The organism is Vibrio sp. JC009, assembly GCF_029016485.1.
GTDB lineage: Bacteria > Pseudomonadota > Gammaproteobacteria > Enterobacterales > Vibrionaceae > Vibrio.
The window spans coordinates 2,411,842-2,433,590 of the sequence record NZ_CP092106.1; the positions used below are offsets into that span (position 1 = coordinate 2,411,842).

Consider the following 21,749-nt stretch of genomic DNA (forward strand, 5'->3'; position numbering starts at 1 on the left):
TTTATCTCACACCTATTATTGCTTTAACCACGTCATGTTCCGGGCGTGCAATCACTGTTGATTCGATGTATTTCGTCCCCAAAAATTCTTTGGCCATCTTGCTGGCCTCTTCAACGGCAGCTAACTCACCACTGAATATAAAATAAGATTTTCCGCATATTCCCAACCCGCTAATAAAGCGAATCAAGTCAATATCAGCACTTTTTACGGCAATATCCGCTGCTGCAACACCAGAAGAAACCGTACTCGATTCAACCAGACCTATAGCCTGAACAGTTTTGACTGATAGCCTTTTTTTCAGAACCGCAACCAGCTCTGGTGAAATACCGGAAATCACAAAATTTCCGGTTAATTTATTTGTTAAACGAGCATGACCCACAGCCATATCAACATCAGATTGCGTACCCGATACAAAAATCAGATACCTGCCGGAGCAAATAGTGGAGGCTCTAACAAGTGTTACGTCTGCAATCTTGAGCATCTCATCAGCGAGTTTTACACCTGATGCAATAGTTTTTGTTTCAACGACCCCAAGCGTATCCATCTATCACTCCGCACTCACTTGCACTTCATCAACGATGCCAACAATTGCTGCGTCTACAGGGGCATCTGCATTTTGTATCGCCATACGTGCAGAGCTCCCGGTAACCACCAGCACTTGCTCACCAATACCAGCACCAACGCAATCAACAGCCACAAAGCTATTTTTGTTTTCTGCTGCAACCGGGTCTTGATATCGAACAACCATAAACTTGAGGCCGCTTAGCGTATTCTCTTTTCGAGTAGCCCAAACATTACCAATCACTTTACCTACAATCATAATGAACTCGCTTATAGCTCTTTTTTGATATCAATACGGTTAGACTTTGCTTGATCCGCAGCGAGGGGGGTTATCACACAGTCTTTTGCCACCTGTATTTCTTTCACACTATTTTGTGCTGCTCGCTCCACATCTTTCTCAGTAATCAGTTTCTGCCAGAATCGAAGAACGGGTTCTGGATCTGGTTTGAGACACTTCAGACCAAACGAACTCAATGTGCTTTCATGTTGCAGATACAACTTATATAAAGCTGGCGAAGCGGTTTTTTCATACGCTTTGTACTCATAATCAATAACTTCAACAGCCTTTCCTTCAAGTAGGAGACGTAAGACCATTTCAGCCATTGGTCCTTTTGCTTTGCCCAATGCGAGATCAGCCATATCTCTACATGACAACTGGGGTATGATGTAACGCTCTGCTTCCTTGTACTGGTCATTGGTATCCCAATAACAAAGTTCGACATCTGTGGCGCAAACACACTTGAGAATGTGCTGTTCCACCTGCTGAGAGTAAGCGCCAAAAACCAGAACCTGGGTGGTGTTTTTATTGGAGCTTTCTTGCAGCTGAGTAATTACACGTTCAACAATCGTTTGTATTAAAGTATCTGGATCCATAACATTGCCTTGTGGTGATACCGTTAATGCACACTTGACTGACTTGCTTTTTTAGCGACAATTCGACCAGTTGTGTCTTTGTTCCAACACACGCTATTTCCTTCATCAATATCAATATGCATGGATAGCGCAAAATCATCGTTTACACGTACCAGAACCTCTTCCAGTATTAATGCGCGCTCTCCCTGAAGGTGAACACTCACTACGTCTTTATCAACAACACCAAAACGTTCTGCATCTTTGGTATGCATATGGATATGACGAGCGGCAATAATGACCCCTTCTTCAAGGCCTACGATATTGTTCTGTGATGCGAGAATAATTCCCGGGGTACCTTCCGTATCACCAGACTGACGAAGAGGTGTTTTGATTCCTAAAATACGAGCATCTGCTTTCGAGATCTCAACTTGTGAACTGTTTCGGCTCGGGCCAAGAACAGCAACGTTGTCGATAACGCCTTTTGGTCCAATTAGACGGATACGTTCTTTACATAAGAATTGCCCGGGCTGAGATAGTTCACGTACCTTCGTTAAAGGTCCTCCAAAGAGTGCCTGGGCATCCTGTTCGCTTAAATGAACGTGTCTTGCCGAAATTTCGACAGGGATAGTATCAACGCTGTTAATTGTTGATACCGATGCGTCGTGCATGAATAGGGAGGATGCTGACGGAGAATGAGCCTGTATCGCTTTATGAAGCAGTTGTTCTGTATCGTAGGCTACACGCCGAATATCAAAAAGATGCTCTGGTGTAACATTGTCTGAAGTAGAGCTTCCACCAACAGCGCCACAACCTAAAGTAAAGGACGGGAAGAGATTCGTGGACAGGCCCACGGCCCCGTGCGTTGAAGGTGTGTTCACCAACATACGCGAAACCGGCTTCTTCAGGCCAAAAGCACAGATAACTGACTCATCCTTAGAGTGAATCGCTAAAGAGTGACCTACGCCACCGTTATGAAGGAGCTGAATCGATAGCTCACACGCTTCATTCCAATCTTCTACGATGTAGTATCCGATTAAAGCGGTAAGCTTTTCTTTAGAGAATGGATAGGAGGGACCCACACCAGACTCTTCTCCTATAATAAGACGAGTGTCAGATGGCACCGTAATACCCGCTAAATCCGCAATATACTTCGCATCTCTGCCCACGATAGCCGGGTTCATAGAGCCGTTAGGGCGTTCCATGACTCTCTTCACGCTCTCAAGTTCAGCCTTTTGAAGGAAATATCCGCCTTGAGCTTTCAGAGTTGCTCTCACCTCGGCATCAATCACCTTATCGGTAATAATGGCTTGCTCAGAGGCACAAATTGTCCCGTTATCAAACGTCTTGCTTGCCATGATTTTGGTTACTGCGTCATTGATATCCGCTGTGCATTCGATATAAACAGGAACATTACCAGCGCCCACTCCAAGAGCCGGAGTTCCTGAGCTGTAGGCGGCTTTAACCATACCAGGGCCACCGGTTGCCAGAATAAGGTCCACTTTTCGCATCAGTTCACCGCTGCCTTCAATAGTAGGGATATTCATGACGCTAACCATGTCTTCGTTCACTCCGCATGAACGGAGAGTTTCACGGATAAGAGTGACGGTTTTCCCTATACATTTGCTTGCACTAGGGTGAGGGGTAAATACGATGGCATTTCCTGATTTCAATGAAATCAGCGACTTATAAATAGTTGTAGACGTCGGGTTTGTTGAAGGAACAATACCGGCAATAACCCCGGTAGGGACTGCGATTTCAATTATTTTCTTAGAGATATCGTTGTTGATAACCCCGATAGTTTTCATATCTTTGATGGCTTCGTACAGTTTTTCACTTGCCAACAAGTTTTTAGTGGTTTTATCTTCTACCTTACCAAACCCGGTTTCCTCAACAGCCAGTTGAGCGAGTTCGTTCGCTTTTTTAGTCGCTGCTTCAGCAATGGCTTTAATAATACTATCTACACGCTCCTGGCTTAGCTGAGCAAATTCATTTTGAGCGGAGCGAGCAGAGTGAACTAACGCTCTCGCTTCTTGAATTGATAATAGATCTTTATCTACCATTATTTATGCCCTTTTATTATTTGGCTATCACAGATAGCCTTAATTAATTCTTTTTTCGTCGCTTTTTCTAAATCTATATTTATATTTGTATCTGGCAGTTCACTAACTATCTTTCGCAGATGATTTAGCTTCATCCTTTTTAATCTGGATTCGCTATAGTTAGGCTGCGTTTCTTCAACAGATTTCGGTTCTGATGTTTCATCTTTCACCTCTGTTTCTTCTGCAATAGATGGTTCTGCAGCAAGTGTTTCCACTACAGGAGAAAGTGACTGCTCAATGTCTTCTATGTTGTCGGCTTGTATTACTGATGGAATGATAGTTTCTAATGTCGAGCTCGGTCTGGCAATAACATGATTTGATATCAATAAGTTTTGTCCAAGTCGACAAATTGAATTTGCTGCAACCTCAACGGCCGTCTGGACTGCGGATACTTCGCCAGTAACGGTAATCGTAATCAGACCACCAGTTGCAGAACTCTTATTCAACAAAGCGACATCCGCAGCTTTGAGCATAGAGTCGGCACCTTCAACCGCTGCCAAAAATCCCTTTGTTTCAATCATTCCGATAGCATTCATCACTCTTTCCTTTAAGGCTTACTTGGTCGTTAGTGCGCAATAATCGACACAGGGATAGCACTCTGTTGCAAATAGCGCTCTACTTTTACTAATTCTTCTTGTGTTAATCTGGAATAGTCATCGAAAGCATATTCCCGGCCCAATTGAGCATATTTATGTACGCCCATCTTGTGATAAGGTAATAAATCTATTCCTTGGAAATTTTTAAAATCTTTATAAGGAGATAAAAGCTCAACTAATAAGCGTAAGTTTTCTTCGCTATCATTTACGCCTTTAATTAAGGGGAATCGAACCTTTACGTTTTGCTTGTTATCCAGAAGCCACCTCAAGTTGTCCAATATCAACTCATTGTGAACACCGGTAAAACGATAATGCTCTTCGGATACCATATGTTTAATGTCATACAGAAACAGATCTGTATGTTCAGCCACTTTCTCGATTACTTCTCTTTTTGCGTAACCACACGTCTCAATAGCTGTATTGATACCTGAATATTTACACATCGCGAGCAAGTTAATCGCGGCTTCTGGCTGCGCTAAAACCTCTCCGCCACCAAGAGTGACCCCACCACCTGTGTGATAAAAATGTCTATCTTCTTCGATGATATCCAGTAGCTCAGTTATGCTTTTATCTTCACCTATCAGGGCTAAAGCGTTAGTTGGGCAAGCATCGACACACAACCCACAACCGGTGCAGTTAGCATCAGATACTTTATGCTCAAAGGTGACAGGGTCCAGATAATGAGTATCCGTCGGACAAACCTCTACACACATACGGCACTGCGTACACAACTCATCTTTATATAAGATTTGATGATGGTATTTTTGACTTTCCGGATTGGAGCACCATTCGCAGCGCAGAGGACAACCTTTGAAAAAGATGAGCGTGCGTATGCCGGGGCCATCATACATATTGTATTTTTGAATATTAAAGATGCGTGCTTTTCTTTCTATCATGGAGCTACAACTTCCTAAAAAAGCTCCTGCCTGGAAGACAGGAGCAATCGTGGATTAAAAGTCTTTCAATACTGTACGACTGATGATTTCGTCTTGTACGTCTTTACACAGTTCTACGAAGAAAGCACTGTAGCCAGCTACGCGTACCACCAGATCCCGGTATTTCTCTGGATGTTTTTGCGCTTCCAGCAAAACATCATTATCAAGATAGTTGAACTGCATCTCACCGTTACCAAGCATGCTCGCGGTACGAATCAGCGTGATGATTCCATCCTCTCCTTCACGCGTATCTAACAGGCCTGACATCAGTTTGAAGTTGTGAACCATCCCGATATTCATATAGTCATTATCCATCTTGGAAACTGACTTAATAATGGCTGTTGGCCCCTTGTAGTCCGCTCCTTGAGTTGGGCTGATACCATCTGAAAGTGGCGACCAGGCCTCACGACCATTCGCAGATGCACCAAGTAACTGACCAAAAGGTGTGTTATTTGAAATAGATAGTGTTCCGTGACTCAACACTGAGTAAAGCGTCTTAAACTTGCGGTGCTCAGTCTCTGTGAAGTACACAAGATCGGTGGCGATTTCATCCGCATAATCGTCATCATTGCCGTATTTTGGCGCGGCTAAACAATCAGCTTTAATCTGTTCATAGCCAACAAAATCTGCCTTCAGAGCTTCATTCAGTTGCCCTAAGGTGTATTTCTTGTCATCAAACACCAGCTTCTTAATTGCAGCCATAGAGTCGACGTAAGTTGCAAGACCACTCCATACAACACCCGGGCCAAAGTTATACATAGCACCACCGGCAGACACATCACGGCCCGATTCCATTGTGCCTTCATATAGCATTGACATAAGTGGCTTAGGCGCATGATCCCTGTGAACCTTTTGCGAAATCACTGTCGCAACGCTGGTCCACTTGGTGATGTACTTGATCTGCTCTTTTACAGCAGCATCAAACTTCTCGTAAGTGTCATACTGGCTCAGTGGTCCTAAGTCCGGACAAACCTTCTTGCCATACCAAAGCGGCACACCACCGTTAAGCACTAACTCGATACAGATTGGCCATTGGGTGTAGCCCGTTGAAGTCCACTGGTAGAGACGACCGGATTTTTGTGGTTCAACACATCCCATTAAGCAATAGTCGCGTGCATCTTCCATGGAGACGCCTTTCGCCAACATCATCTTGATGTGAGAATCATCGAAATGTACGGCAGGAAAGCCCATACCAGAACGAATTACATCAACAATCTTGCGTAAATATTTTTGAGGTGACTTATTATTAACACGTGTTGCAAGTGTCGGCTGGTAGACCCGAACATGACGTACCGCATCCATAAGAAGGTAAGTTAGCTCATTGGTTGCATCACGACCTTCACGAGTAACCCCACCAACACACATGTTTACGAATGGCTGATAGCCCGCAAAAAACTTCGACTGACCTTCACTGGTTAACCACATCATCTCTGACATCTTAATCAACATACAGCCCGCCAAATCGAATGCTTCATATTCGTTCATTCGTCCTGATTTAATGTCCGCGATGAAAAGGTCATACATGTATTGGTCAACACGACCAATGGACATACCCGTCTGGTTTTCTTCCACAACCAAAAGAGACTCGATAGTCCAAACCGCCTGGATGGCTTCCCAGAAGGTTTCCGGACGATGAGCCGGAACCTTAGCATTCACTTCAGCAATTCTTTGCAACTCTTGTTTACGGCGAGGGTCTGTTTCGTTCGCAGCAAGCCGGGCAGCGTATTCGGACATACGCCTGGCATAAACCATCACACCTTCTGCTGTCTCAATCACTGACTTGTAGAAGTAGATCTTTTCTACGTCATCCGGGTTTTGATAATCGAGTGCATCCAACTTCTCTTGTGCTTCGCGTTGGATATCTAACATCCCTTTTTTCATGACAATTACGTCATAACCAGGGTTAGAATCACCACCACCACTGGTTGCATGATAAGAGCAGTCAGAGACATAAGACTCACCAGAGAGCTCCCATAATCCGGCTTCACGATATAAACCTTCACAGTGCTCTTCAACAGAGCGCTCTTCCCAATAAGGGAAAATGGTTTCAAGCAGCTCTTTTTTATCACCGTCAGATAAATGGAATGGGTCTTGAGGGCGTGTGCCTATTGTTTCCAGTTCATCACGTAACCAACGCCAGGAAACATCCGGAGAGAAAGAACCTGTACGAGGAGCACCACATGGCGCACCAACAATCAGTTCGTTATCCTGAATAACCAGAGGGGCAGTTTCACAGTTACGAAGAAAACTTTTACTACGCAGAAGGGCTGGTGGCATACCCACATTTTCTTTATAAACCTGAGTAATAATACGGGCTCGGTCAATACTGATAGACGGAACATGTTTTAAGAATTTTTCTTTGAGTTTTACATGTCGTTCTGTAGGGCCATCTGGAATAGTTGTGCCGACTGGCATTACTTTTGACTCAGAAGCGGGGTGAGAAAACACTTCTGCTGATACATTTTGGAAAATTTGCTTTAGCGAATTGCGATCGGCTTCTGATAAATTTTTTGTTGCTTCTTCAAGTTTATTAGCAAAATCCGCAAGATTCATAATCTTTCACCTTTATTCCAGGTTATTGTTTAACGTTAATATTTGATCTATTTTTTATATTTTAACTATTTTGTATCGCTCTAAGTGCTTCCTGAATTAATTTTTGGACAGCATCAATAGAACTACCCTCATATTGAGGCTTTGCTTTTTGCTCATGGGGTTCACTTATTTTCCTCACCCCATAACCAACCTTTCTTATATAAGTTAAATTAGTCGGAGATATATTGTCCGCCGTAATACCTTGCCCGTAAGTTCTATTCGCAAGTGATACCGAAGGCGTCAAATTTGTTGTTAATCCAATCCCACCAAAAGAGGCTGGTGTATTAACTAATAATCTTCCCACTGGTTTTCTTAAAGCGAAAAGTGAAATAACTTCTTCATCGTTAGAATGAATAGTTAGCGTATGAGCATTGCGTTCATGAAGCAGTAATTCGATACATTTTTCGCATGCGTGCATCCAATCATCTTCAACATAATAGGCAAGTACCGGGGCTAATAACTCTCTAGAATATGGGTCGTTCTTGGTGACATACTTCCGCTCAGTGACTAAGAGACGAACGTTATCAGGAACAATAAAATTAGCTCGATTAGCAAGCTGTTTTGCTGACACACCAATCATCCCTAACCGGTGTTTTCCGCATTCTGCAAATAGAAGGTCCGCTAACGCGAGAGACTCTTCCTCCGTCATGAAGTAAGCACCTTGCTCCTGCATAAGTAAGCGGAGCTGAGACTCGATGCATGCATCGACAATAATAGAATGTTCTGCCGAAGGAGAAATACCGTTATCAAATACTTTACTAGAAACAATATCTTCAACTGCCTGAGAGATATCAGCTGTTCGCTCAATAAAAGCTGGCCCATTTCCTGTTCCGCTGTATATAACAGGCTTTCCCGAACAGCGCCCTAACTCAGCCATACCGGGAACACCTGAAAGCAAGATTAGTGCGGTCTCAGGGTGGTTTAATAACTCTCTGGTTCCTTCTTTTGTCACCGTATCCATATAGGATAGAGCCCCGTTAGGCAGGCCACTTTCTTCTGCCGCCTCAATCATGCAATCAAGCGTAGCTTTAATACATTTAGCAGCATTTGGATGAGGAGAAAAAACAATACTATTGCCAGATTTTATCGCAATAAGTGCCTTATATATTGTCGTAGATACAGGGCTGGTTACCGGAGATAGTCCGACTAACACACCAAAAGGTACACCTATATCCAATGTACGTTGTTTCTCATCTTTAGCGATAACACCAACACATCTTAAAGTGCGTAAATAGGTGAGAACATGCTGAGTTACGAACTGGTTTTTTTTGACTTTGTCTTGCCAGCGTCCATAACCTGTCTCTTCGACAGAAAGCTTCGCCAAGCTTTCAACTTGCTTTGAAACACTGGCAACCATAGCCTCGACAATGGCATCAAGTTTTTCCTGAGAAAATAAAGATAACTCCAGTTGTGCACTAGCTGCATTTTCCATAAGAACTCTTGATTCCTGTATGGAAACTAAGTCTTTATCCATTATCATGATTAGTACCGCCCAGTTGCAGATATTCTTTGTATTATCTTGTTTTAAATAACAGCCTATCTTTTCTCTTTAGGGGAAGGTCAATATATTCATCCTTCTAAATAGAGAAAAGTGTTAAGTGAAACAGGTTAATTTATGTTTTTATTGCTGTGTCTAAAAATATAATCCCGGCTTACATTTGCGTCATGGAAACACAATCATAATTTAACTTTTCAGTAAAATAATTAATCACTTCTTTAATAGCTGTTTCTACACTTGAAACATCCCCGGTGATCATAAGCGAGCCGTCTGAGCGTTCTAAAAAACCAATATTTACTTCCACTGTTTTAGTTGCAACATCAGCGGCAATGATTACACCTTCACATGGCGTAATATTCAAAATCCCTATTGCATTCCCTTTTTCTTTGTCTAGCTCCAACACATTGAAAAGTTCAGGCTGTGGATTTGAGATAACGTGAGCCAGAGTAATTTGCTTACCCGGCACGTGTTCCTGAATAATCCGTTGTTTCATTTCTTCATACATGAAGGTATACCTTTCTGAAGATCAGAAGTTATTAAATGATATATTTGTGTAGATCCTGGCTCGGAGATGGAATCACTACATGGCTCAATACCGGCCCGGACTCACCAACACCAGCAACACCCGCCTCTACTGCTGCCTGAACCGAAGAGACATCTCCTGACAAAATAACGAATGCCTTACCGGCTAACCCGGCAGCAAAACGGATATCTAAGACTTCAACATTAGCGGATTTAGCAGCGGCATCAGCAGCTAAGATACAACCTGCACAGGTATAAACTTCGATAACACCAAGGGCTGCCATATCATTCGCTTCAGGGATGCCCTGAAGAGCAGATGCCACTGAATGATGTATCCGGGGAATGGTGAAGCTATCTACCACCATGGCAGAACCGAGCATACAACCCGACTCCACACTACTTGTCACTGCAGCAGTATCTCCAGCAACAACTATCAAGTAACGACCAGGGCAGGTTGTTTTAGCCATAACTAAGTCCACATCAGCCGCTTTAATCATAGCGTCGGCCACCAGAATACCAACCGCCACACTGTTTAATTCAACACAACCGATTGTTTGCAATTGCATAAACTTCACCTATTACTTTCTGATTGTTATTACGTTATTTGATATGGACGAAACGACACCGGTGATGCTCGAGTGTATCCTTGCGCTCATGCTGCCTTCCGGGATCTCTCCAATACACTGCCCCTTTTCTACGCAATCACCAACATCAACTATGCACCTCGCAGGAGCACCAATGTGTTGAGATAAAGGAATAGATACCTGATCAGGAACGATCTCTCCCCCATAAGATGTACTAACATCGTACTTAGCAAGATCAAGGCGCTGGATAAGGCGTTGCGTTGGAATTCGACGACTTTCTCTGAATGGGTGAGCTTCCTGTGGTTCTCCCGTCGTCTCTAAACGAACACCGCCTTCTCTTAATTTCATCTTGATTTGTGCATTTAGTTCCCTTGGTGAGAGTCCCATAGGGCATGCAAATTTTTCACACACACCGCACTCTGAACAAAGCAGTGCTTTATGCGCTTCTTTGTTACCCAAAACGTCTTCCGCTCCAATTCTGGTGAGTTTATGCGGTTGTATATCGTGGCCTAACAAGAAACGCGGGCAAAGTTCAGTACATAACGTGCATTGGCAGCAGATCGAAGTTGTCAATTTACTGACTTGCCGTGTAGGCATAATTTTTCTAACCACAACCGTGTGCTCTGGCGGAAGAACTAAAATCCCACTGGTCGTTTTAGTGATTGGGCTGTTCACATCTGACAACACACGCCCCATCATTGGACCGCCATCTACGACAACATAATCATTGATGGTTGCACCGCCGGCATATTCGATAACCTCTGCCGCTGTTGTACCAACCGACGCACGAACGACCATCGGTGTTTTAACCGCACCAAAGACTGTAAGGTAACGATCGGTAACCGGTATATTGTTCAGTGCTAACCCAATGTTGTAAAAGGTCTCTACATTACTAACGACAGCACCAACATGAAGTGGTAATCCGCCTTGAGGAATTGTTCTACCCAGAACTTCATGTACTAATACATGCTCGTCACCAATAGGATAAAAGTTCTCTAATTCGAATATTTCAATGCGTGAGTCACCAAACTCTTCAACGACCGTTTTTAAAGATTTCAATGCTGTCTTATGTTTCGCTTTCAGGCACACAATGCCACGACTAGCCTCAGTGGCATTCATCATAGCTTCAACGCCTTTCAGCATCTCTGCTCCTGCGGTTTCAATCAAGTAAGGGTCACTCATTAGAAGTGGTTCGCAAGACGCACCATTTACTAATATCGTGTCCACTTTAGTATCAGCTTTTATATGAGTGGGTAATCCAGCACCACCACTACCGACAATGCCAGCATTTTTTATTATTCTAATTAATTCTTCTTTAATCATGCCTTTTGCTCTCAATACTTAGATAGTCACTGGTAATCATCATTTGTTTTAGCTAATTACGACCAGCCTCTAATAATTTTTTAGCAGATCTCTTCAAGCTTATAAAAAAACTCACAAGATCCATAATTTTCACCTTTAAAACCAGGTTATATTTAGAACAAATATCTAGTTATTTTTATAGTTTTAACTACTTTTTATTATTAAATATGTACTGAAATTTATTCCACACTGGCAGAAGCCCACATTCCACAAAAACATTTTCATAACATATGATTTACATTAGAAGTTTGAAACTTTTATGTTATGTGTATTTATAAATTTAAGGTAACAAATTATTTATATTGTATAATTGTGTTATTTTCAGTAAGTCTGGGTGTGGCGAAGGAATTACCACTGAGCTATAAACTTTTGTTCCCATATTTTCAACAGCATATACTCCCGCTTCCACCGCAGCTATACAAGCAGAAACATCTCCCTTTACGAGCACAGAAATATACCCGGAAGCAACGTTTTCATATCCAACAAGTTCTACATCAGCTGCTTTAATCATTGCATCAGCAGCTTCTAAAATATATACAATGCCAAAGGTTTCTATAAATCCCATTGCTGCTGGGCTTTCATCTAACTCACTTTGTGGCCCCTCTACAGGTAAACCGTGAACGGAAACAATATCTCCGATCGCGTTAATCGGACGCGGCATTGAATTAGAGGCTGTTAATTCTCCAATACTTTTTGCCGCTACAGAGCCAGCGTCTACTGACGATGTGACTGCTGCTACGTCTCCTTTAACCATAACTGCAACCAGTGTTGAACCTATATTTTCATACGCTACAAGCTTTACATTTGCAGCTTTTAGCATTGCATCTGCACCGAAAATAGCAGGAACCATTCCCAATGTTTCAATAAGACCTAACGCTTCCTCGCCCTTGTACCGGATGAATTCTTCCATTTTTACTGCACCTCAGTTTAATCATTGGTTAATTCGTTAAATGAGTAAGCTCCAAATACAGCATCCTAATGTTCCCCTTAAGGGTAAGGTCAATATTGTTTTACTAACAGGAACTAAATAATTTGAACTCGCTCATATTACTACCCACTATCAAGTATCTCGCATAAATTTGCACATAAAATCACATCGTTATTAAGAGTAATTATCAGCAAATTTAAATTCAGTTAAATAATCAACTTAACCATAATACTAAGATCACTTTTTTTACCCTCTATTCAATAATCATAGTGATAAGCATCACAAAGGAAAAAACCATTAATTAACATCCCGTAAAATGAGTATATCTTCGCTACGGTTAATATTATTAAGTTCTCCAAAGTTTCACATTCAATGATTGAGCTATTAAACACACTCTCATGTTGCAGTGATGTAAGAGTCTTGTTAAATGCGCAAGAGTTTGAAAATTTAACACTATTTTATACTAATAAAAAAGCATATTAAAAATGGAGAACATCTTGGCATTTATGCCTACAGCAATAACTAATATTCCAATAACGTATCTATAAAAAGGGCATTTAACACATGGAAAAAACAACATTGTTAGATAGTGCTATTAACATCCCAACTTCCGATAGCGCAGAAAAAAAACTAAGGAGTGACTTTCGTAAAAAAGGGGTTTCTACTGCTTTATTTTCAGGGCTTTCATACGGATTTTATACCGCCTTCATGACCCTGGCGATGTCTATGGGTATATGGAGTGTCTGGTATGGAGAAGGCTCTGGTCTCTCTGTTTTTGCAACAACCTATCTTCTTGCCGCCATTGGGGCTGCTTTAACAGACTCATCTAGCGCAATATGGGCATTAGGTATTGCTGGGGTGCGGGGCCGTTTGGGGGACTTCACTCGCTCAATAAGAACCAAGCCCGGTGCAATCATGGTAGCATCCGCGATTATTGGCGGCCCGTTAGCAAGTACAGCCTATGTGGTCGGGTTGCAGATGGCAGGCTCCATTGTTGTCCCTATCAGTGCCCTGTGCCCGGCTATCGGTGCCATTCTGGCTCGGATCCTTTTCAAGCAGGAACTAACCGCTCGTATGATGCTAGGTATTGCTATCTGCTTTTTTGCCAGTGTTCTTATTGGCGGAACCGCTGGCTTGGATGGTGACGCTTCTGAAACCGTGATGCTAGGCATCTTTTTTGGCTTCCTTGCCGCTCTATTTTGGGGCTTCGAAGGCTGCGTAGCTGGTTACGGTACTTCTATGATTGATCCGGAAATTGGCATCACTATACGTCAGGTAACTTCGGGGTTAACTAACTTGATTCTTCTGGTTCCTATCTTTGGGCTTATTGCCGGCGAAAATGGAACCGCGATGATATTTGAAGCATTGGCTGACTCTCAATCCATGCCATATTTCGTTATTGCAGGCTTAGCAGCATATGGAGCATTTATGTTCTGGTATAAAGGCAATGCTATGTGCGGGGCTCCATTGGGCATGGCTTGTAACGGCACATTCTCTTTCTGGGGACCATTATGTTGTTGGGTAGTTCTGGGTATAGCCTTCGGTATTGCCGGTTGGACAATGGCTCCGATTGCCTGGCTTGCAGCGATAATCATGGTTTTTGGTATTTTAGTCATTGCTATGAACCCAATGGACCTATTCAAAAAGGATAACAATCAATGAAACCATTAAACTATGCGATATTAAAATATTTCACTACCGTTGAAAAGGCCAGCACAATTGAGGTAATGGACTCACTTAATCCAATATATGGCTCGTTTAAAGCCTTTACTAAAAACTCTATTTTAGAAGCTTTACTAACTGCAGAAGCTAACGGTTTGCTCGAAAGTGCCGGAAGCACATTGTCAGAGGATAATGAATTGATTTTGTATTTTAGAGCACATGAGGAAGGTGCTAAAACTATAAATCGCTATATCGTTGATTAACCTTAATAAGTTGAGAGTGTTTTGTGACACTCTCAACTTTTATAATAACAAGTAATTGGAGGATTTTAAGTTGAATAAGTATTCAATTAGCGATGCCAGCAAGTTATGCAACATCTCAGCTAAAGCACTTCGTTATTATGATAAAATAGGGTTAATTAAACCAAAAAGATTAAACTCTAACAACTATCGTTATTATACAGACGATAGCCTTAGCCTCATCCCAATTATAAAATACTATAAACAAATGGGATTTACACTCGATGAAATGAGCCCTCTAATTTCTTGTAGAGATTGTGATATTGACAATGTTTTGCAAGAAGTTTTCAAGAGCAAAATGTCCGAGCTTTTTAAAGAAAAAAGAGATTTAGAAGTTAGGTATAACTCAGTAAACGATTGGCATAATCTCATACTCGAAGCAAGAAGTGTTCAAGAGAACCAAAACACTGACGTTTCGGTGCAATTTTTCTCAGGCGATAATTATCTCTTTTTAAAACAAGACTTTAACAAAGATCTTCGAGCTTCAGTTATCAATATTGAGTTTACAGATTATGTCGAGAAGATGAATACTAATATTGTAGGGCCAGTGATGCTGCAGTTCAATTCACATCGGGAACGTATTACTGGAGAAGCAAAAGAAACATGTATTTTACAAAAAACGGCTACTCCCTGCCCATCAGATAAAACCCGTTTTATCGGTGGTAAAACCATGGCTAGGTGCTATCACATAGGAAGCCACTCCACTATAAAAGAAACCTATGAAAAAATATCAACGTGGGCAAAATTAAATAACTACTCACTTGAAGACAAGTGCTATGAACGATACGTCATAGATTATTGGACAACTAAAGATAGTGATAAATATGTGACTGAAATTATGATACCTGCCACACGGAATATTTCTAGTTGAATAACCCGACATATTCATAATTATTTTAACGATATTGTTGACCTTCCCCTTAAGAGAAAGGATATGCTTTGAGTGAAAAGCCTTAAACATGTAAGGCTTGGGTAAATATTAATTTTAGCGCATTTATTTTAACGCATAATAATTATGAGGCGTAGATAATGGTAGATAAAGATCTATTATCAATTCAAGAAGCAAGAGCTCTGATTCACTCAGCTCGGACCGCTCAGAATGAATTTGCTCAGCTAACCCAGGAGCGTGTAGATAGTATTGTTAAGGCCATTGCTGAAGCAGCGACTAATAAAGCGGGCGAACTCGCACAACTCGCTGTTGAAGAAACCGGGTTTGGTAAAGTAGAAGATAAAACCACTAAAAATATATTAGCGAGCGAAAAACTGTACGCAGCCATTAAAGATATGAAAACTATCGGTGTGGTGAACAAGGATATCTCTAAGAAAATCATCGAAATCGCTGTCCCTACCGGGGTTATCGCAGGCATTGTGCCTTCAACCAACCCAACCTCTACCACCATTTATAAGTCCCTGATTTCTATTAAGTCAGGCAATGCCATCGTATTTACACCACACCCTAGCGCCAGTCAGTGTATCGGGAAAACCGTTGAACTTATCCGTGACACGCTACGCTCTTGTGGTGTCAGTGAAGACATGGTGAGCGTCATGAATATCCCTACTATTGAAGGTAGCGGTGAGCTGATGCGCAAGGTTGACCTGATTCTGGCCACTGGTGGCCCGGGCATGGTGAAAGCCGCCTACAGCTCAGGTACCCCTGCGCTTGGTGTGGGCGCGGGTAATGTACCGGTTTATATTGAACGCACAGCAGATATCAGTGACGCCGTGACCAAAATAATGGCAAGCAAGACCTTCGACAACGGAACAATTTGTGCTTCTGAACAAGCTATTATTACCGATAAGGTGATTGACGCTCAGGTGAGAGCGACCCTTAAAGCTCAGGGCGGCTATTTCCTTCAAAATACCGAACTTGAAAACGTGAAAAAAATAATGGAACGCCCGAATGGCGCCATGAACCCAGCAATCGTCGGTAGAGATGCACAGTATATTGCTAATTTAGCCGGAATAACGGTTCCGTCAGATACTCGTCTTCTTATCGGAGAAGAGGCAGGAGTGGGCCCTTCATACCCATTCTCGAAAGAGAAGCTAACCGCCCTGATGGGATATTACACGGTGGAAGACTGGAATGAAGCGTGTGAATTGTCAGTCCAGCTGCTTCACAACGGAGGGGTAGGCCACTCTTTAGCGATCCATTCCAAAGATGAATCTGTTATCTGTGCGTTTGGCCTGAAAAAGCCGGTTTCACGAATGTTGGTAAATACACCTTCGACGCACGGAGCTGTGGGTCTTTCAACGAATCTATTCCCTTCCTTTACATTGGGCTGTGGTGCGGTAGGTGGAAGCTCTACTTCTGACAACGTTACCCCAGAGCACCTGATAGATATTCGTCGTGTAGCCTACGATACGGAGGAGCTATCTTATAGTCACAATACACCCACCAATGATACTAACGGAACATCTACCGAAGGTTCAGTAGATGTAGAAATGATCACTAAAATGATCGTTAATGAGCTTAAGAAAATGGCTTGATATCAATCAATTAAATAAAGAAGAGAGAATAACATGTCTTTAAATGCACTTGGAATGGTTGAAACTAAAGGTTTGGTTGGCGCAATAGAAGCTGCTGACGCAATGGTAAAAGCAGCAAACGTAGAACTTGTTGGACGTGAGCAAGTCGGTAGTGGTTTGGTTACTGTTATGGTACGTGGTGATGTTGGTGCTGTAAAAGCAGCCACAGATGCAGGCGCCGCTGCTGCTCAAAATGTAGGCGAGCTAGTAAGTATTCATGTTATCCCTCGCCCACATAGCGAAGTAGAAACAATCCTGCCTAAAGCCTAAGTTTCCAAAAATAACGATGCTCAATACATCACTATTATTGTTCTGAACTTGGCTAAGCGAATGAGAAGGAGGCCTGCCACCTCCTTCTTCTTTATTATCTCGTTCTCATCCAGAAACGATAACATATTGAAATATTTGAAAAATGTAGGATAAAAAGAAGGAAAACTCCGATAAATTTACTATAGTTAATAGTGCTAACTCATTGACTAGATTAAAAAAACCGGAGTTTAGGATGCGTGAAACACACAACCCACAAATCAGTATATTCGAATTTTACGGTGAGCACGAGACCGGCCAGCAATTAAAAAATATATCTGAGAGATTGGACGCCATTCCCGCGATATTAGATATCGCAACCAATGCTATTTTTACTTCCGGGGCAAAGCAAACCGGACGCAAAGGGCTGACTGTTGATACCATTGTCAGAGCGGCATTGCTCAAACAAATGATGGGATTAACCTATGACGAACTCAGCTTCTATTTACAGGACTCATTAAGTTACAGCTCTTTTGCCAGAGTTGATTCATCCATACGTTATTCCGGCTCCTGCTTACAATCCTGTATTAGCAAAATTGATGCGGCAAGTTGGGAAGCGATTAATCGTCTGCTGCTTAGTGATGCAGCGGCAAAAGGAATTGAAAAAGGCAGAATGGTCCGAATTGACAGTACGGTAACTGAAACTCATATCTCCCCACCCAGCGACAGCAACCTTCTCTGGGACTGTGTTCGTGTCATGGTTCGTCTGCTCCGGAAAATGGCCTCCGTACTGGAGCTGGGAGCCGTTACATTTTGTGACCGGACCCGGGCAGCTAAACGGCGCATGAAAGCCATCGCCTATTCCAGAGGAAGCAACAGAGTAAAGCAATACAAACGGTTGATTGCTAATACTAAAGAGACCCGTGACTATTTGTACATGGCACTTAACCCCAAAAGCCAACTACGGGAATCCTTTCAATTTATACAATTGGAAGAAGAAGCTAAAGCACTCCTGGAGCTCACAGAAAAAGTGATTAGCCAAACCCAAAGAAGGGTGTTTAATGGCGAATCCGTTCCTCATCAGGAGAAGGTACTCAGCATCTTCGAGCCTCATACCGATATCATCAGAAAAGGCTCCAGAGACATTCAATATGGGCACAAGCTAAACCTGACGACAGGTAAGAGTGGCCTGGTGTTAGATGTTTATATTGAAGAAGGTAATCCGGCAGATGCCGCGAGATTGTGTCCTATGTTGGAAAGGCAAAAGGAAATATACGGCAGGGCTCCAAGACAGGCTGCTGCCGATGGCGGGTACGCCAGTCAGGACAATCTTACGAAGGCTAAGGAAATGGGGGTTAAGGATGTCGCCTTCAATAAAAAACGCGGCCTGAAGGTTGAAGACATGGTGAAAAGCGACTGGGTGTACAAAAAGCTTTATAAGTTTAGGGCAGGTGTTGAAGGAAACATCTCTTGCCTGAAACGTCGCTTCGGACTGTCGAGGTGCAACTGGAAAGGTCTGGAGAAGTTCAAGGCCTATGTCTGGGCTTCAAGTGTGGCATATAACCTCTTGCAACTCGCGCGGATAGAAACCGCCAACTGACCTTATCCTGCCAAAAGGAAATACACGCCAGTCACTACGATGGCAGGGCTTTTAATGTTTGCGTTTTGACTAATTGCCCAATAAGAGCAAAAAATATCGTGATCGCACACTTCGTGTGCGCAATCACCATACATTAGGCTTCGGAAAAGTAGCAACCAGAGCTAGATCAATGGAACAAGTGCTTAAAATCTGCTGTTTCTGGATGAGAACTATCTCGTAAATTATTCCATAAAAATGCACCCTATAAAACTGTACTTGATTGAAGTATAAGCACTTAGTCGTTGGACGCTTGGTTAAAAGAAAGAGTTGGTATACAATAATTTTCTGCACAGCGTCCCCATAGTTCAACCGGATAGAACAGTCGCCTCCTAAGCGATCGATCCAGGTTCGAGTCCTGGTGGGGACGCCATTCTCCTAAATCATACCGTCCGGTAAGGCATTTTTTACCTTCTCTGTTTTTCTATTTCCCAGTCGTATGCAATACTATTAAGTATTAACAGAACTATCACTCAGTACAGCGATTTATGGGTAGAAGTAACTTAGTCACAAATACCGGACACAGATTCATTTCTAAGGGCAAGACGGCTTTCAAGCTTCATATTCACACACCAGAAGACACGATACTGCACCGCTCTGTCGGTTTTGTACGTCTTGGTGAGGAAAAAGCGCTGAAAAAGGCGATCAAGCTAAGAAACGAACTTGGCTCCGAAATGTGGGGAAAACACTGGAGAAGGCTGCTGAAAGACCCGTATCTGATGACACGGTTGCCGCATGATCTGGAACCTAAAATCATCTATAAGGCCAGAACCAAGAAATCAGCTCCGGATGACAAAGAGCCCTACTACATCGCCAAATGGATCGAGTACACAGACGATGGCGAGCACAAATACCGCAGCAAACTCTGCTCCATTAAGAAGCACGGCAAACTGGCAGCTTACTCAATAACAAAGCGCGCGCTGCTGGAAGCGCATAAGAAAAATATCCCGATACTCATGTTTATGGGCCGCCTGAACAGCATAGACCTAAAATAACACGCAAAAAAATAAAACCCGTTGGGAAATACCAACGGGTTTTACATTTGTACACCAGTTTACCTGTAACCTGTAACCTGTAACCAATTATTGCGCGTTAGCTTCACGCTCAGCAATAAACTCAAGAGCCATCTTAATACGGGCAACAACACGCTCCTGACCAATCAGCTGCATTACTGCATCAACTGAAGGAGACTGGCCGCCACCGGTTACTGCAACACGCAGTGGCATACCGATTTTACCCATACCGATTTCAAGCTCTTCACACACTTCTTTGATTACGTTGTGAAGATTTTCTGTTGTCCACTCGCTCAGAGCTTCAACTTTGCTTAGTGCAAGTTCCAGCGGACCTTTTGCAACACCACGCAGATGTTTCTTAGCAGCACCGGCTTCAAACTCAGAGAAATCTTCATAGAAGTAGCGAGACTGCTGAGCCAGTTCCACCAGCGTGTTACAACGCTCACCAACCAGCTTGATCACTTCTGTTACCGCAGGGCCGTTTTCTTTGTTAATGCCCTGATTATCAAGGTGCCACTGAAGGTGCTCAGCCACATACTCAGGCTCAGACGTTTTGATGTAGTGGTTGTTCAGCCAAAGCAGCTTATCAGTGTTAAACGCAGATGCAGACTTGCTGATTGCATCCAGACTGAATAGTTTAACCATCTCTTCAGGTGTGAAGATTTCCTGATCACCATGAGACCAGCCAAGGCGAACAAGGTAGTTGTTCAGTGCGTTTGGCAGGTAGCCTTCATCGCGGTACTGCATAACAGATACAGCGCCGTGACGCTTAGAAAGTTTCGCGCCGTCATCACCCAGAATCATTGCACAGTGAGCAAAGGTCGGAACCGGAGCGCCCAGTGCTTCGTAGATGTTGATCTGACGAGGTGTATTGTTGATATGGTCTTCACCACGAACAACGTGAGTAATGCCCATATCCCAGTCATCAACTACTACGCAGAAGTTGTAAGTCGGAGAACCGTCAGTACGGCGGATAATCAGGTCATCCAGCTGGTCGTTGCCGATTTCAATGCGGCCACGGATTTCGTCTTCAAATACTACCGTGCCTTCTTTTGGGTTACGGAAACGAATTACGCAAGGGTCACCCTCTTTTGCCGCTTCGTTAGCTGCTTTGATTTTAGGGTGGTTTGCATCGTAGCGAGGCATCTCTTTGTTGCCTTCCTGCTCAGCACGAACTTCGTCAAGCAGCTCTTTAGACGCGTAGCACTTGTATGCTTTGTCTTCAGCAAGCAACTTATCAACCATTTCGTTGTAACGGTCAAAACGTTTTGTCTGGAAGTACGGGCCTTCATCCCACTCCAGTCCCATCCAGCTCATGCCTTCAAGAATGGCATCAACCGCTTCCTGTGTAGAGCGTTCAAGGTCTGTGTCTTCAATACGCAGTACGAATTCACCGCCCTGGTTCTTAGCGTAAAGCCATGAATAAAGTGCTGTACGAGCACCACCTACGTGAAGATAGCCAGTCGGGCTAGGAGCAAAACGAGTTTTAACCGTCATTAGTGTTACCTTGGATTGGAATGAGTCTATTTAAGGCATGGGCCTGAAAATGTGGCGGTATTTTACCACCCTACTGTAAATCTACAACTTACGTTTATGTTTAAGACCGGCTTTTTATTCCCGAAATAGATTTAACAGCTTTGAGGTTACCATGATCTTTTCGAACATAATGGTATATATGCATTTCACTGACGCTTTGATATCGGTGGGCTTCAGGCGGAGGTGAGGTATCGAACACAGACACGCTGCAAGTACATCCATGTAGCTCGAACTCGCCATCCATGGCGAGGACGGTCTGCTTATCGATACCCCACCTCCACCTGATGTTACTGAGGAGATCT

Annotated in this window: 20 protein-coding genes, 1 tRNA gene and 1 pseudogene; 8 read left to right on the forward strand and 14 right to left on the reverse strand. The window is 43.0% G+C overall.

The window, feature by feature from the left end; genetic code table 11:
- Window position 1 precedes the first annotated feature (1 nt).
- The 13 genes and pseudogenes from L3Q72_RS10705 to L3Q72_RS10765 form a co-directional block, all read right to left on the reverse strand.
- Window positions 2-544, reverse strand: coding sequence for a BMC domain-containing protein (locus tag L3Q72_RS10705; RefSeq protein WP_275129939.1), 543 nt, complete (start codon window positions 542-544; stop codon window positions 2-4).
- 3 nt (window positions 545-547) lie between these two features.
- Window positions 548-820, reverse strand: coding sequence for a EutN/CcmL family microcompartment protein (locus tag L3Q72_RS10710; RefSeq protein ID WP_275129940.1), 273 nt, complete (start codon window positions 818-820; stop codon window positions 548-550).
- Window positions 821-831: 11 nt separating this feature from the next.
- The gene (locus L3Q72_RS10715; protein ID WP_275129941.1) at window positions 832-1,434 is read right to left on the reverse strand and encodes a hypothetical protein; all 603 of its coding nucleotides are present in this window, start codon (window positions 1,432-1,434) and stop codon (window positions 832-834) included.
- Between the two features lie 23 nt (window positions 1,435-1,457).
- On the reverse strand, window positions 1,458-3,473 hold the full coding sequence (locus L3Q72_RS10720; RefSeq protein ID WP_275129942.1) for an acetaldehyde dehydrogenase (acetylating): 2,016 nt from the start codon (window positions 3,471-3,473) through the stop codon (window positions 1,458-1,460).
- A complete protein-coding gene (locus L3Q72_RS10725; RefSeq protein ID WP_275129943.1) occupies window positions 3,473-4,048 on the reverse strand; it encodes a BMC domain-containing protein in 576 nt (191 codons plus the stop codon). Before L3Q72_RS10725 ends, L3Q72_RS10720 begins: the two co-directional genes overlap by 1 nt.
- Window positions 4,049-4,077: 29 nt before the next feature.
- On the reverse strand, window positions 4,078-5,004 hold the full coding sequence (gene cutD, locus L3Q72_RS10730; RefSeq protein WP_275129944.1) for a choline TMA-lyase-activating enzyme: 927 nt from the start codon (window positions 5,002-5,004) through the stop codon (window positions 4,078-4,080).
- 54 nt (window positions 5,005-5,058) lie between these two features.
- A complete protein-coding gene (gene cutC, locus L3Q72_RS10735) occupies window positions 5,059-7,596 on the reverse strand; it encodes a choline trimethylamine-lyase (protein ID WP_275129945.1) in 2,538 nt (845 codons plus the stop codon).
- Window positions 7,597-7,657: 61 nt separating this feature from the next.
- Window positions 7,658-9,115: an aldehyde dehydrogenase family protein gene (locus L3Q72_RS10740; protein WP_275129946.1), complete on the reverse strand. Its 1,458-nt coding sequence runs from the start codon at window positions 9,113-9,115 to the stop codon at window positions 7,658-7,660.
- A gap of 172 nt (window positions 9,116-9,287) precedes the next feature.
- Entirely contained in the window at window positions 9,288-9,638 is a 351-nt protein-coding gene (locus tag L3Q72_RS10745; protein ID WP_275129947.1) for a BMC domain-containing protein, read from the reverse strand.
- A gap of 31 nt (window positions 9,639-9,669) precedes the next feature.
- Window positions 9,670-10,221, reverse strand: a complete 552-nt coding sequence (locus tag L3Q72_RS10750) for a BMC domain-containing protein (RefSeq protein WP_275129948.1) — start codon at window positions 10,219-10,221, stop codon at window positions 9,670-9,672.
- 12 nt (window positions 10,222-10,233) lie between these two features.
- Window positions 10,234-11,562, reverse strand: a complete 1,329-nt coding sequence (locus L3Q72_RS10755; protein WP_275129949.1) for a 4Fe-4S dicluster domain-containing protein — start codon at window positions 11,560-11,562, stop codon at window positions 10,234-10,236.
- 319 nt (window positions 11,563-11,881) lie between these two features.
- Entirely contained in the window at window positions 11,882-12,166 is a 285-nt protein-coding gene (locus L3Q72_RS10760; protein WP_275132097.1) for a BMC domain-containing protein, read from the reverse strand.
- A gap of 84 nt (window positions 12,167-12,250) precedes the next feature.
- A pseudogene (locus L3Q72_RS10765) lies at window positions 12,251-12,511 on the reverse strand (BMC domain-containing protein); the annotation flags it as partial.
- A 582-nt stretch (window positions 12,512-13,093) separates the two neighbouring features.
- Here L3Q72_RS10765 and L3Q72_RS10770 point away from each other — a divergent pair.
- From L3Q72_RS10770 to L3Q72_RS10805, 8 genes are all read left to right on the forward strand, one after another.
- Entirely contained in the window at window positions 13,094-14,191 is a 1,098-nt protein-coding gene (locus L3Q72_RS10770) for a hypothetical protein (protein ID WP_275129950.1), read from the forward strand.
- Window positions 14,188-14,454: a hypothetical protein gene (locus L3Q72_RS10775; protein ID WP_275129951.1), complete on the forward strand. Its 267-nt coding sequence runs from the start codon at window positions 14,188-14,190 to the stop codon at window positions 14,452-14,454. Before L3Q72_RS10770 ends, L3Q72_RS10775 begins: the two co-directional genes overlap by 4 nt.
- Window positions 14,455-14,524: 70 nt before the next feature.
- The gene (locus L3Q72_RS10780; protein WP_275129952.1) at window positions 14,525-15,361 is read left to right on the forward strand and encodes a MerR family transcriptional regulator; all 837 of its coding nucleotides are present in this window, start codon (window positions 14,525-14,527) and stop codon (window positions 15,359-15,361) included.
- A gap of 158 nt (window positions 15,362-15,519) precedes the next feature.
- Window positions 15,520-16,977, forward strand: a complete 1,458-nt coding sequence (locus L3Q72_RS10785) for an acetaldehyde dehydrogenase (acetylating) (protein WP_275129953.1) — start codon at window positions 15,520-15,522, stop codon at window positions 16,975-16,977.
- 33 nt (window positions 16,978-17,010) lie between these two features.
- Window positions 17,011-17,286, forward strand: a complete 276-nt coding sequence (gene eutM / locus L3Q72_RS10790) for an ethanolamine utilization microcompartment protein EutM (protein ID WP_275129954.1) — start codon at window positions 17,011-17,013, stop codon at window positions 17,284-17,286.
- Between the two features lie 232 nt (window positions 17,287-17,518).
- Window positions 17,519-18,862, forward strand: a complete 1,344-nt coding sequence (locus L3Q72_RS10795) for an ISNCY family transposase (RefSeq protein WP_275129955.1) — start codon at window positions 17,519-17,521, stop codon at window positions 18,860-18,862.
- 333 nt (window positions 18,863-19,195) lie between these two features.
- Window positions 19,196-19,271: transfer RNA gene (locus L3Q72_RS10800), tRNA-Arg, on the forward strand.
- Between the two features lie 115 nt (window positions 19,272-19,386).
- A complete protein-coding gene (locus tag L3Q72_RS10805; protein ID WP_275129956.1) occupies window positions 19,387-19,893 on the forward strand; it encodes a Fe3+-citrate ABC transporter substrate-binding protein in 507 nt (168 codons plus the stop codon).
- A gap of 87 nt (window positions 19,894-19,980) precedes the next feature.
- Here the strand turns inward: L3Q72_RS10805 and gltX are convergent, their stop codons facing one another.
- Complete coding sequence (gene gltX / locus L3Q72_RS10810; RefSeq protein ID WP_275129957.1) at window positions 19,981-21,408, reverse strand: glutamate--tRNA ligase; 1,428 nt, start codon at window positions 21,406-21,408, stop codon at window positions 19,981-19,983.
- Window positions 21,409-21,749 lie beyond the last annotated feature (341 nt).

Coding starts and splice junctions, on each gene's coding strand:
- L3Q72_RS10805 (WP_275129956.1), top strand. CDS start 19,387: ATGGGTAGAAGTAACTTAGTCACAAATACCGGACACAGATTCATTTCT.
- gltX (WP_275129957.1), bottom strand. CDS start 21,408: ATGACGGTTAAAACTCGTTTTGCTCCTAGCCCGACTGGCTATCTTCAC.
- L3Q72_RS10760 (WP_275132097.1), bottom strand. CDS start 12,166: ATGGGATTTATAGAAACCTTTGGCATTGTATATATTTTAGAAGCTGCT.
- L3Q72_RS10715 (WP_275129941.1), bottom strand. CDS start 1,434: ATGGATCCAGATACTTTAATACAAACGATTGTTGAACGTGTAATTACT.
- L3Q72_RS10710 (WP_275129940.1), bottom strand. CDS start 820: ATGATTGTAGGTAAAGTGATTGGTAATGTTTGGGCTACTCGAAAAGAG.
- L3Q72_RS10770 (WP_275129950.1), top strand. CDS start 13,094: ATGGAAAAAACAACATTGTTAGATAGTGCTATTAACATCCCAACTTCC.
- L3Q72_RS10750 (WP_275129948.1), bottom strand. CDS start 10,221: ATGCAATTGCAAACAATCGGTTGTGTTGAATTAAACAGTGTGGCGGTT.
- L3Q72_RS10775 (WP_275129951.1), top strand. CDS start 14,188: ATGAAACCATTAAACTATGCGATATTAAAATATTTCACTACCGTTGAA.
- L3Q72_RS10720 (WP_275129942.1), bottom strand. CDS start 3,473: ATGGTAGATAAAGATCTATTATCAATTCAAGAAGCGAGAGCGTTAGTT.
- L3Q72_RS10785 (WP_275129953.1), top strand. CDS start 15,520: ATGGTAGATAAAGATCTATTATCAATTCAAGAAGCAAGAGCTCTGATT.
- L3Q72_RS10705 (WP_275129939.1), bottom strand. CDS start 544: ATGGATACGCTTGGGGTCGTTGAAACAAAAACTATTGCATCAGGTGTA.
- L3Q72_RS10725 (WP_275129943.1), bottom strand. CDS start 4,048: ATGAATGCTATCGGAATGATTGAAACAAAGGGATTTTTGGCAGCGGTT.
- cutD (WP_275129944.1), bottom strand. CDS start 5,004: ATGATAGAAAGAAAAGCACGCATCTTTAATATTCAAAAATACAATATG.
- L3Q72_RS10745 (WP_275129947.1), bottom strand. CDS start 9,638: ATGTATGAAGAAATGAAACAACGGATTATTCAGGAACACGTGCCGGGT.
- L3Q72_RS10740 (WP_275129946.1), bottom strand. CDS start 9,115: ATGATAATGGATAAAGACTTAGTTTCCATACAGGAATCAAGAGTTCTT.
- L3Q72_RS10755 (WP_275129949.1), bottom strand. CDS start 11,562: ATGATTAAAGAAGAATTAATTAGAATAATAAAAAATGCTGGCATTGTC.
- L3Q72_RS10795 (WP_275129955.1), top strand. CDS start 17,519: ATGCGTGAAACACACAACCCACAAATCAGTATATTCGAATTTTACGGT.
- cutC (WP_275129945.1), bottom strand. CDS start 7,596: ATGAATCTTGCGGATTTTGCTAATAAACTTGAAGAAGCAACAAAAAAT.
- eutM (WP_275129954.1), top strand. CDS start 17,011: ATGTCTTTAAATGCACTTGGAATGGTTGAAACTAAAGGTTTGGTTGGC.